9 protein-coding genes are annotated in these 11963 nt (G+C 43.7%); 5 read left to right on the forward strand and 4 right to left on the reverse strand.

Translation table 11 applies throughout. From position 1 onward, the window contains the following. The first annotated feature begins 457 nt into the window (after positions 1–457). Both CXF69_RS07025 and CXF69_RS07030 read left to right on the forward strand, forming a co-directional pair. The gene (locus CXF69_RS07025; RefSeq protein WP_102078507.1) at positions 458–2779 is read left to right on the forward strand and encodes a FepA family TonB-dependent siderophore receptor; all 2322 of its coding nucleotides are present in this window, start codon (positions 458–460) and stop codon (positions 2777–2779) included. 152 nt (positions 2780–2931) lie between these two features. After that, complete coding sequence (locus CXF69_RS07030; RefSeq protein ID WP_102078508.1) at positions 2932–4263, forward strand: PepSY-associated TM helix domain-containing protein; 1332 nt, start codon at positions 2932–2934, stop codon at positions 4261–4263. Positions 4264–4692: 429 nt separating this feature from the next. On the opposite strand, the gene CXF69_RS07040 is transcribed toward CXF69_RS07030, so the two are convergent. From CXF69_RS07040 to CXF69_RS07055, 4 genes are all read right to left on the reverse strand, one after another. Further along, a complete protein-coding gene (locus tag CXF69_RS07040) occupies positions 4693–5463 on the reverse strand; it encodes an iron ABC transporter ATP-binding protein (protein WP_101205185.1) in 771 nt (256 codons plus the stop codon). Positions 5464–5540: 77 nt separating this feature from the next. Further along, positions 5541–6626 (reverse strand): iron chelate uptake ABC transporter family permease subunit, encoded by a 1086-nt coding sequence (locus CXF69_RS07045; RefSeq protein ID WP_101205184.1) that lies wholly within the window; start codon positions 6624–6626, stop codon positions 5541–5543. A gap of 96 nt (positions 6627–6722) precedes the next feature. Continuing rightward, complete coding sequence (locus tag CXF69_RS07050; RefSeq protein ID WP_101205183.1) at positions 6723–7808, reverse strand: ABC transporter permease; 1086 nt, start codon at positions 7806–7808, stop codon at positions 6723–6725. A gap of 81 nt (positions 7809–7889) precedes the next feature. Next, complete coding sequence (locus CXF69_RS07055) at positions 7890–8942, reverse strand: siderophore ABC transporter substrate-binding protein (protein WP_101205182.1); 1053 nt, start codon at positions 8940–8942, stop codon at positions 7890–7892. Positions 8943–9600: 658 nt separating this feature from the next. On the opposite strand from CXF69_RS07055, the gene CXF69_RS07065 reads away from it, so the two are divergent. The 3 genes from CXF69_RS07065 to CXF69_RS07075 all read left to right on the forward strand — a co-directional run bounded on the left by CXF69_RS07065 (position 9601) and on the right by CXF69_RS07075 (position 11886). After that, the gene (locus CXF69_RS07065; RefSeq protein ID WP_101205180.1) at positions 9601–10560 is read left to right on the forward strand and encodes an energy transducer TonB; all 960 of its coding nucleotides are present in this window, start codon (positions 9601–9603) and stop codon (positions 10558–10560) included. Between the two features lie 108 nt (positions 10561–10668). After that, positions 10669–11358 carry a MotA/TolQ/ExbB proton channel family protein gene (locus tag CXF69_RS07070; protein ID WP_101205179.1) on the forward strand — a complete coding sequence of 230 codons (690 nt, stop codon included), beginning with the start codon at positions 10669–10671 and terminating at the stop codon, positions 11356–11358. 126 nt (positions 11359–11484) lie between these two features. Continuing rightward, a complete protein-coding gene (locus CXF69_RS07075) occupies positions 11485–11886 on the forward strand; it encodes an ExbD/TolR family protein (protein WP_025651314.1) in 402 nt (133 codons plus the stop codon). Positions 11887–11963 lie beyond the last annotated feature (77 nt).

Raw genomic sequence — 11963 nt, forward strand, 5'->3', positions numbered from 1 at the left:
AACTGGACCAAATATAAGAATGCAAACATTAATGATAATTATTATCATTAATGTTTGCATTCTTATATTTATCTTGCTAAAGTGTGTTTCGTTCTTTACAGAACAGTTAATGACCCTTTGCTCTATTCTATTTATAGAGACTTTTTTACGCTAAATATTTAATTCGTTAGCTAATGATAGTTACAGCGTCATCAAACTTTTAACCCTACTTAGTAGATACCCTTATTCGTTTACTCTCAATAGCTAAGCCTCTTGGCGATATTTTAGTCATGTTTTTATAACACATATATTTACGGACACGTCTATCCGACCATCGTATGTCAATTTTAGACGTTTATTTATGTGTACTTGCACCGAGAATGCATCCGAAGCATTGCATAAAAAGTGGCTAAAACCATTCACTGACGATGAGATAAACAGGTATTAACGAAATTGTGCGCTTCAAGGAATATTACTTATGTCAAACCAATCAGGTTGCTCTGATTTCTCAGTCATCACTTCTCCAAAAAAACTTCAACGCGTCGTGACTGGTAAGCTTTTACTAAGTATCGCTGTGACTTCTATTCTTAGTAGTACCGCTTTTGCTGCAGAGAGTGATGAGGTAGCTGTGCAAGGGGCGACCGACCAAGAAGCTGTGCCTACAGCTACATTGGATACAATTGTGGTGCGGGCAGCAAGGGACGAGCTAGAACAAGCAGCTGGGCTGTCTGTTATTAGTGAAGAAGCCATCGAAAAAGCATCAGTTTCTAATGATATTTCAGAGATTGTACGTAAGATGCCAGGTGTGAATTTGTCGGGTTCATCGACGTCAGGTCAACGTGGTAACCAGCGCCAAATCGATTTGCGTGGTATGGGTCCGAACAATACACTTATTTTAATCGATGGTCGTCCTGTGACTTCTCGTAATTCCTCACGACCTAGTCGTGGGAGTGAGCAAGACACGCGTGGTGACTCGCAGTGGGTACCACCAGGCGCTATCGAAAGCATCGAAGTATTGCGTGGTCCAGCAGCAGCCCGTTATGGCTCTGGTAGTATGGGCGGTGTGGTAAATATCATTACTAAGAGTCCGACTGAGCCAGAGTTTTCTATCAGTAGTCACTATGAGGCACCAGAGAGCGATCTAGAAGGCAGTAGCTGGCGTACCAATATCAATATGGCAGGTGCATTGACGGATAAACTGTCCTCGCGTACCACTCTTGGTTATCACGATAGTGAAGGCGATGATCCTTATATCAATGCCAAAGATGCACAGATTGTTGACGGGCGCAGTGGTCCGGCTGCCTCGGTAGCGGCAGGTACTGAAGGTGTCGAAAATATCGATGTGCGCCAATTGTTTGAATACGCGATGGATGCGATGAATACGGTCGGTTTTGAAGTGAATTATAGCCGTCAAGAAAACCGCTGGGCGGGTGATTCATTATTCCAAACCGTGAATGAAACGTTGATAGACGAATTAGAAGGTGAAACAACGAGCAAAATGCAACGCTATGGCGCGGCGATCACGCATCGCGGCGAGTATGATGACGCTAGTAGTAACAGTTTCGTCGAGTACACTCGGACAATTAATGAGCGCCTAGGTGAAGGTAGTGCGGGTGGTGGCGAAGGACAGATTGTCATACCTGACGACGGCGAGGATTTTGAATGGACAGAGGCGACTTACGATACGCTAAATGCCAAATCAGAATGGGATATTTACTTTGATCGTCATACCTTGACTGCTGGTGCAGAGTTCCGCGGTGAAAAGCTGGATAACCCTGTGGTATCTGATATGACATTTGCAGATGGTTTTGATTTTGGTGACGTAGAAACCGATCCTGAACAGCGTGATCCAACATCAGACGCTTACCTCATAGGTGCATATCTAGAAGATAACTACGAGATCATACCTGACTGGTATGTGACTCCAGGTCTACGCTTCGACTATCATAGCGAGGCTGGTAGTAATTGGTCGCCTAGTATCAATACTACTTGGCACTTTAGTCCTGATTGGTCAGTGAAAGGCGGCGTCAGTCGTGCGTTTAAAGCCCCTTCATTATATCAGCTTGATCCAAACTATATTTACTATACTGGTGGCAATGGTTGTCCATCTTGGGTACCTGCTGATGAAAGAGGTTGTCATGTATTAGGTAACCCTGACCTAGAAAATGAGACATCTTGGAATAAAGAGATCACCTTTACTTATGATGATGGCACTGGGCTAAATGCTGGTTTGACTTACTACCATAATGCCTATGATAACCGCATTGGTGCTGGTACGGATCGTGTGGCGGTAGACCCAGCGACAAATCGTTCTATCTTTCAATGGGACAATCAAGGTGAAGCAATTGTCGAAGGTTTAGAAGGTTTTGTACAAGTACCAGTCACTGACAATGTTTCGTGGTCTTCTAATATCACTGGTAACATCCGCTCTGAGCGTAAAGACAATGGCGAGCCATTATCGCTCATTCCTAAGTTCACTGTAAACACGGGTGTCGATTGGGATATCACGCCTCAGTGGAATGCTGGTTTTGATGTGAGCTACTATGGCACGATTGAAGCCCCAACGATTTCAGTTACGACTGGAGAAGATAGTGGTGACCCGTTGCTTGATCGCGAACCGTATGCCATTGCCAACGTGAGCACTCGCTATGATTTGACAAAAGCGATTACTGTTGGTGCTGGTATCAAAAACTTATTTGATGAGGGTGTTTATCGTGAGGGTACCGCTACGAATGCTGGTGCACGTACGTTTAATGAGCCTGGTCGTACTTATGTGTTCGATGTTAGCGTTGACTTTTAATAGTTAGACATAGGGTTTGTTCAATATAAAAGGTCTGAGCTATTTGCTTAGACCTTTTATGCTGTTAGTAACTCCCTTTAACACGCTTTTCTAACCATTCAATAAATAATCATTTAGTAAACAACTATCACAATATAACAGCAGATTTATTTATGTCATTTAACCTTCGCTATAGCTGTCTTTGGCTCCATCGTTATACTGGGCTTGCCATGGCAGCCTTTTTGATTATCACTGGTATTACTGGCACATTATTGGCATTTCATGACGAGCTAGACGATATATTCAACCATAAACTGGCTCAGGTCGAGAAACAAAATGCATCACATCTGCCTATTGCCGAGCTTCATGACAAGGTCATCAGTGCGTATCCTCAATATACTTTTTCTAGCATGCCAACCTCGATAGCAGCAGAGAGGTCAGCTGTATTTTCGGTAGATAGAGCGCGAGGAAAAGTCGCCCAAAACCAACCAAAAGCACCGTTTCAACAAGTTTATGTCCATCCTTATACTGGCGATATCATTGGTACTCGTGATAGAGATGAGTGGGCATGGCACAACACCATGTGGAAAGTGTTTTGGTTACATCGCGATTTATTACTGGGTGATATTGGAAAATTGCTACTAGGGATTGTCGCGCTCGTATGGACGATTAATTGCTTTATTGGCTTCTACTTAACATTTCCTAGAGCAATCAAGAAAAAAGCACAGAACCAAACCTCGCCTAAAAAACGTGCCTCATTTTTTAAACGCTGGTTACCAGCGTGGAAAATTCGTACCAAAAGTAATATGTTTAAATTGAATTATGATCTACATCATGCTTTTGGATTATGGCTTTGGGGGATCTTATTTGTCATCGCGTGGTCGAGTGTTGGTTTTAACCTAAGAGAGGTCTATCAACCTGTGATGCACGCTGTCGTAGGGCTTGAGGGAAGAGGTGAAAGACAGGAGAACTCAAGAAAACCATTAGAAAAAGCAGAGCAGGCGTCTGGTGCAGAAACAGCGACTAGGGTTAAGGTTGTAAACAATGAGGTTGTCGATGTCGAGTCTGTTGATGTGGTCAACAAAGCCAATAGCATTGCTTATTTAAGTGAGCAAGCAGACATCGCTGCCAAAAGTAAGGGCATGACAGTACAACAGCTATTGGGCGTACGCTGGGTAGAGGATGAAGGTCAATGGCAGCTGCGTTTTAAAACAGATAGAGATATCGGTAAAAAAGGCGGCGCTTCGTCTATTACCGTCAATGCAAGGACTGGTAGCATCGAGCGTGTAAATTTTGGCTATCAAAGTTCATCATTTGGCAGCAAAGCCGATCAATGGCTATCGACCTTACATATGGGGCATATCAGTCAAGGTATTGGCCATTTGCTGTATCAAATATTTTTAGCATTGATAGGTTTGGCTGTGACAGTGTTGTCAGTTACGGGCGTCTATCTGTGGTGGAAAGGTCGACAGCAACGACTTAAAGCATCGCAAAAGGGTAGGTAATATAGTGATATTTCTAGGGTATGTTTTTATTTAGATAGTTATCTGTTGACTCAAAAGCATGCCCTAGTTATAAATTTAATTGCAAAAATATTGTGTATGCTATTGAGACAGTAAAAATGAAGAAAGCAAACGTCTCACCTATCATGACCCATCTATGCCAACTACTATTTTCATCATAGTTCTTTGTGTAATCTACTGAAGAAATGTCTTGAGTAAAATCCATAGGAATAACCACTAATCTTAGACCATATAAGGTCATTCCTAACCAAAAAAAGGTATTTGATATCTCCTTATTTAGAGCATAATAAATAAACAGGCAAAGGCTAATCACTAAAATTAATAGAGATAGGTTCTTGTAGTTTATCCATCGATTATTTAATAGCGCTCTATGCATCTATAATTTCTTTTATTATTTGCAAAATGCTGTACTTAAACCGTATCAACAATCACTGGACGACCCTGATGACTTAGGACAGTGACATCGACGTTATATAAATCTTTCATCGTCTCTTTAGTAATAACGTCAGCAGGGCAACCAACAGCCGTCACTTCTCCTGCTTTCATCGTAACTACTGTATCTGCAAACTGTGCCGCTTGGTTGATATCATGCAGGACGATCACCACGGTTTTTTGCTGATTGTGGCTAAGCTGACGTAGCTCACGCATCAGCCGACCAGCATGATACATGTCTAGGTTATTTAGTGGCTCATCGAGCAATAGATAGGGTGTATCTTGGCAGACAATCATAGCGATCAGCACGCGCTGTCGCTGTCCACCCGATAGCGTTGACAAGAAACGCTCGGCAAGTGGCTCAAGCTCAAAGCGCTCGAGGATTTCTTGCACTTTTTGCTGATCGTCAGCGGTCGGTTGCCCTTGATGATAAGGGTAACGCCCAAACATCAGTAGCTCATGTACGCGCAGACGTCCTTGCACATGATTGTCTTGCCCAAGCATAGCGACAGTTTTGGCCAGTGTGCGCGCCTGACAGCTGACAATGTCACGTTCCTCATTATCTACAGCGAAGCTCACCTGCCCAGATTGTAGTGGTTGCAAGCGAGCCATGACAGAAAACAACGTAGACTTCCCAGCGCCGTTAGGCCCAATCAAAGCAATCACCTGCGCCGTTGGGAGGGACAACGTAATGTCATGCAAGATTTGTTGTTTACCAATATGGTGAGAGATATTATTTAGTTTAATCATAGTCAGTCTTATTTAAAAAAGTCTTAGGGCTTTCTTTATCAACAGCATCAGCTAAATAAACAATGTCGGCTAAGTCGTTATAACGAACGGCGTTGAGACATAAATATCAATGCCAAGAACATTAAGCCGCCCGCTAGCTCTATCACCACGGATAATACGCCTGCCATATCTAACACTTGCTCAAAGATAGTCTGACCCAGCACTAAGCAAATCATAGCAACCAAGCTGACCAATATCAGCCGCTCAGTGTGATACATATGTCGCGCGATACGATTGGTCAATGCGCAAACCAATAGACCAAAGAAAGTCACTGGACCGACCAGAGCGGTAGCCGTGGCAACCAGTACAGCGGTGACAGTTAATAGACCAAATGCCAGACGTTGATAGTTGATACCAAGGTTGACGGCTTGTGCTTGTCCGAGCATCAACACATCGCATTGATAACGCCAGCGCCACACAAATATCGCAGTGATGGCACAGATAAATAAGCTGATACCTAGTAGCTGAGGGTTGACCGTATTGAACTGCGCGTAGCTGGCAGACTGTACGACCACAAAATCATCAGGGTTAATCAACCGTGCAATGAGTGCTGATAAGCTGCGAAACAACACGCCAAAGATAACGCCCACCAATATTAGCCGTGTCAGATCCTGACTGCTTTTAGAAAATAATAACTTAAATAATAATAAAGATGCCCCAAACATCAGGACAATCTCTAACGTGAACTTGGCAATAGGATCGAGACTGGTAAAACTAATCGCACCTAAAAAGAAAACCAGTAAGCTCTGTAACAGAACGTAGAGTGAGTCAAACCCGAGTAGGGAGGGCGTTAGAATTGGATTGTGAGTCAACGTCTGAAACAGTAATGTCGATACGCCAATCGCATAGCCAACCACCATTAGTGCCAGCAATTTTTTGCCGCGTAATGGTAGCGCAAAGTCCCAATAGCCATTGACATTGAGTGTCATAAACAAGGTCATCGAGATAATTAGAATAATAGCTGCTATAGATTTTGGATGGGCAGCTATCCATGTCCAAAGCTTTGCCAACTGTCCTTGTGCAGCGGCTGAATACTGACCATCTGCTGAAGATGAGTTATCTATCGCTGTGCTGGTTTTGGTAGCACCAGTCTTGGTAGAAGTAAGCTTAGTTGATGAGAACATACAAAAATCCTATGGTGCCAAGCTTATCTAATAAGGCAAAAAATGAACGACGGTAAGTGAGTACTGAAAATTAATACATAGTTAGTGGACATGGTGCTACTGCTCAGCTGGCGCACGTAATAACAGCCATAAAAACAGCACCGTACCAACCACACCAAAAATAGTGGCGACAGGCACTTCAAATGGGTAGCGAATAGAGCGCCCGATAATATCGCATAGCAGCACGGCTGAAGCACCAAGTAGGGCAACTGCTGGCAAGCTACGACGTAACTTATCTCCCATTAGGCGACTCACAATGTTTGGCACGACCAGCCCAATAAAAGGAATCATGCCTACAGTCACGACCACGACAGCGCTCATCATGGCTACCATACCCACGCCAATCCAAGTGACTTGACGCTTACTAATACCCAAGTTCAAGGCGATATTGTCACCCAAACCGACGATAGTCAGCTTGTCAGCAATAATATAAGCCAGCACACACAGTCCACCCGTCAGCCACAACAGCTCATAGCGCCCTGCCAATACGCCCGAAAAATCACCAAACTGCCACACGCTCAGCATTTGTAGTGATTCGGTTTGATAGGCGATGAAGGTAGTGACGGCTTCAATAATGCCGCCAAAGACAATGCCAATCAGTGGAATCATCAAAAAATCAGTAGGCGGAATACGGTGAATGAGCAGCATAAATAGCATCATGCCAAAGACAGCAGCGATGGTTGCCACGCCCATTTTTACAATGAGCGCACTGGCAGGGAACAGTAAACTGACCACCAGCAAACCAAGTGCAGCACTCTGAGTCGCACCAACCATAGATGGCTCTACAAAGCGGTTTTTTAGTACTACTTGGATAATCATCCCAGCCACTGCCATCGCAATACCAGTCAAAATAATGGCGATAGTACGCGGTATACGGCTAACCAATAGCAGCGAGCTATCGGAATTAGCACTCTGGGTCAGCAGGCTTTGCAAGATACCTGACCACGAAAAGTCAGCCACCCCAATAGATAAGCTCAATAACACCAAAAGCCCCATAAGAATGAGGCTTGCTATATTGATGAACCACGGTGGTATGACAGTACGTCGATGTAACGCATTGCCAGTACCGCTTTGCCAGCTTGACGCTGATGTAGCAGTACTGGATTTGAGCCTAGCATGAGTACGGTGTGAAAATAACGACATAATCTCTACTGGCTTAAAAATGAGCAGGGTTAACGGTAATAATACCTACTTGTGCAACAATAGTTTGCATAGAAAACAACGTTATTTAGCACTAGCAAAAGCATCTTTGATTGTCGTTAGATCCTGCATCCATTGATAGTAGCCACCAAATGCTAAGTAAGAGTCTGGACTTAGATAGACCACTTGCTGTTTGCTCCATGCATTGGTTTGAGCAACCAATGGATTGTCTAACACGGCCTTGGCACCAATACCATCTTCACCAATCGCGGCACTACGGTCGATGACAAATAACCAATCTGGATTGGCTTTTTGAATGTATTCAAAAGATATCGGTTGACCGTGAGGCGCATCGGCAATTTTGTCATCTGACATTGGGACACCCAATACGGTATGAATAAAACCATAGCGAGACTTGTCACCATAGGCTGACATTTTGTTGCCATTGACCATGACGACTAGGCCAGTGCCTTTATTCTCTTCTGTCAGACTCTTAGTCTCAGTGATGAGTCCATCGATATTTTGTTGTAGCTTAGCTGCCTGATCGCTTTTACCAAACAGTGCACCTAGATCATGTAGGCGCTGCTTGCTTGACTCATAAATGTTAGCTGTATCAATACTCATGTCTAACGTTGGCGCGATACTTGATAGCTCGTCGTATTTTTCTGCCATGCGTGAACCAACCAAAATAGCTTGTGGCTGCATTGCATTCAACGCTTCAAGATCTGGCTCAAATACAGTACCTACCGATTTTGGATCAGGCTGTGTTTCTGAATGTAGGTTCTTTAGTAATAGACCACCAGGCATACCATCGACCGCCACATCTAGCGCGGCCAAGTCTTGCATCAACGTCATGTCATAGACGACAAGTGGCGATGGGTTCATAGCCAGCTCAACATCACCTTTTACGGTATTGACCATGATTTTCTCAGCAGATACAGCGTCATTACTGGCAACGTTCTGTGATTCATCAGCCGTTGGGTTTTCAGTTTTGGCGTCTGCTGGCTCAGAATCATTAGATTCAGGCGAGCTACATCCTGCCACTACCGTAGCTAATAACACTGTCATGGCAGCAGTCAGTAATGGACGTTTGAAAAAAGAGGCGGTAGATCTGCTAGATAATAAGGGTGTCGGCATAATGAACTCGGTTTATCAAAAAATGTTTAAGCAATTGTCTAAAATAATTGCAAATGAATAACGCTAAAAATATTAAGTCTGAAAGATGCTTGAGATAAAAAGCATAAAATAAATAGTCTACTTAGGGCGTGTCCTCAATTCAAACGAGTATCCTCTAAATGGGCTAAAAACAGCTAAATTTTGCCAAACATCGTCAAATAGTTGGTCAATATCTCGATATTATCTGCACTATTTTCCTCGTTTGACGGCAATTTATCTCATTTTTATCACCATTTTTAAAATGAGGACACGCCCTAGTACCACTCACTAATTTTTTATACGAATAGTTTTTATAAAAATAGTATGGGTAGACAATACAGCGGTTATAATAAAGTAGTTGAGACTCATTATCAATATAAATGATAATGGTTTTTATTAACAGCACTTGTTATATTAAACGCAACGTATCATTTGATGTAAAGATAAGATTCATAGTAGTGAGGTATAAAAGTAGGTAACGTTCATAGAAATAAGCGTTCTGATAAATAAGGCTACTAAGCAATGTCACGTGTCAGAGATGTATTAAATAGCGAAAATATTGTAAATTATTATTGATAATAATTATCGTTTGCATTATTATCTACGCCATTCTACTCTGAGTAATAAACATTAGGCTGTTATGAGTTCAACGGATTTAGACGCGCCACCACTTAAGTCGTTATTGCTAGCTATTGTTGCAGTACTAGGACTCCATGTGCTTGCCGCAATTGCACTAGTGGCAATAAAAACGCCTGAACTCAAACCTGAGCCAAAAAAAGAGATGTCACCACTTGAGATAAAGTTTGTGTCATTACCGGCAAAAACGGTCTCAACTGAAGTAGAAAAACAAACAGTCACAGCCAAAAAAGAAGTACAGCCTGAGGTGCAAGTTCAGCCAGCGCCGCAACCTGAACCAAAGCCTAAAGAGCCGGTTAAACAACCAACAGAGACACCCGTAAAACCAAAAGAGCCTGTTGTAAAAAATACAGAGCCGAAAGTGACGCCTGTGATAGCGTCAGAAAAGCCTCGTCCTGATACCAGTCAAAAAGTAGCCCCAAAAGAGCCGCTACCGAAACCAAAGGTTGATAACTCAGCAGCTGAAGCACAACGTCAAGCAGCTGCCCAAGCTGAATCAGAGCGACAAGCCAAAAAGTCTGAGCAAGAGGCACAAGCTAGGGCAGAGCAAGAAGCCAAAAGGGTTGCTGATGCCAAAGCTGCCGTTCAGGCGAAGGCTGCCGCAGAGGCCGCCGCTGCACAAGCAAGAGCTGAGGCAGAAGCAGCAGCTGCTTTAGCACAGAGTAATGAGCCTGTGAGCTTTACTGCTAGCTCAGCCAACTGGGCATCTGCGCCAAACTTTAGTTTCCCTGAGCGCGCCGCACGTAGAGCTCGTTCTGGTGATACGCTCAACGTTGTCTTAGTATTACGAGTCAACAAACAAGGCGGCATCGATAACGTGCGAGTTGCTCAATCATCAGGTAATCCGCTACTAGACAAAGAAGCCCGACGTCAAGTTCGATCTGGCAAGTTCAAACCCTTTACTAAGAATGGCGTACCCGTGGTAGGTGATGTAACTCTACCGATCAGTTACGCGGTTCCTTGATAGCTCACATTTTATAACAACGTATTTATTAATCATTTTTCATTATAAAACTAAACATGATATTTACCTCAGTATCATGTAATGGCATTACACATTAAGGAGTCTGACATGGACTTTATGCAATACTGGCAGATCAGCGACATGGTGACAAAAACGTTGTTCTTTTTGTTGCTTGCGTTATCTATTCTCTCTTGGGTGACAGGTATCGTCCGCGTATTGCAAAGCCGTAAGCTGGCGACCAATGTAGCAGATGATTTGAGTCAGCAATTACAAGCCAAACAGTCTGACTTGGCTGGTACTGATGCTGCCACTCGCCGCTTGGTGACTGAGCAGACTTTGCTCAAGCATATCGGTCGCTATCGCTTTGCTAGTGAGCGCGGTCTGCCGATTCTTGGTACGACGGCAGCGATTGCACCGTTCATCGGCTTGTTTGGTACGGTATGGGGTATTTTCCATGCCTTGCACAATATCGGTATGAGTGGTCAGGCAGGATTGGGGCAGGTTGCAGGGCCAGTCGGTGAAGCTCTAATTATGACAGGTCTTGGTATTGCAGTAGCGATTCCAGCTGTGGTGTTTTATAACCTTGCAGTACGTATCAATCGCCGCATAATGTATCAAGCCAACGATAGAGCGCATGATTTATTGGCGCAATCAACGGGTCTTGTGGATACTACCAAGGTAACCGCGAGCCATGCTGCTAGCGCCTCACAAGTGCACGCTGCACCAAGCAGTCGTTCAACGACGAGCGAGACTCAGCATACCAATAACTACAGTAATTCTGTGCCAAAGCAGCTATAGATAGTGTTGATCTTGCAAGCATTAAATCTGCCAGCGCTAGGTCTGTAAAGGCTCAAACGACAAGTCGAAAAACCGTCAAAAAACGGCTTGGCTGTGTGAAAATAACCAAAAGCATTGAGAGTAACTATGGCATTTCAATTGGGTGATGATGACGTACGAAGCATGGATGAGATGAACCTCATTCCGCTTATCGATATCATGCTGGTATTGATGATTATATTTTTATTGACAGCGACCGTGCTGAATCCGACGGTGCCTTTAGATTTGCCAGAGACCAGTGCCGCGCTCAATGAGACGCCGCCAGAAGCGATCCAAGTCAGTATTGATAAAGATGCGGGGATATTCTGGGATAGCGACCCAATCAGCATGGAAGAATTAGAGACACGCTTGCAGCAACAAGGCGCGACGGGTAAGAATCCAGCGGTACAGTTACGTGCAGATAAAGAAGGTAAGTACGATACGGTCGCTCAAGTCTTAGCAGCGGCAAGTAACGCTGGACTGACCAAAATCGCATTTGTGAATGAATAGTTTAGTAGTTAAATACTGAAAAGCTTAAGCATTGAATAGTTTAAGCACTGTGAGTCAGTGCTAATAGGTTTAGCCCT

The sequence above is a fragment of the Psychrobacter sp. Choline-02u-9 genome, assembly GCF_002836505.1.
Taxonomy (GTDB): domain Bacteria; phylum Pseudomonadota; class Gammaproteobacteria; order Pseudomonadales; family Moraxellaceae; genus Psychrobacter.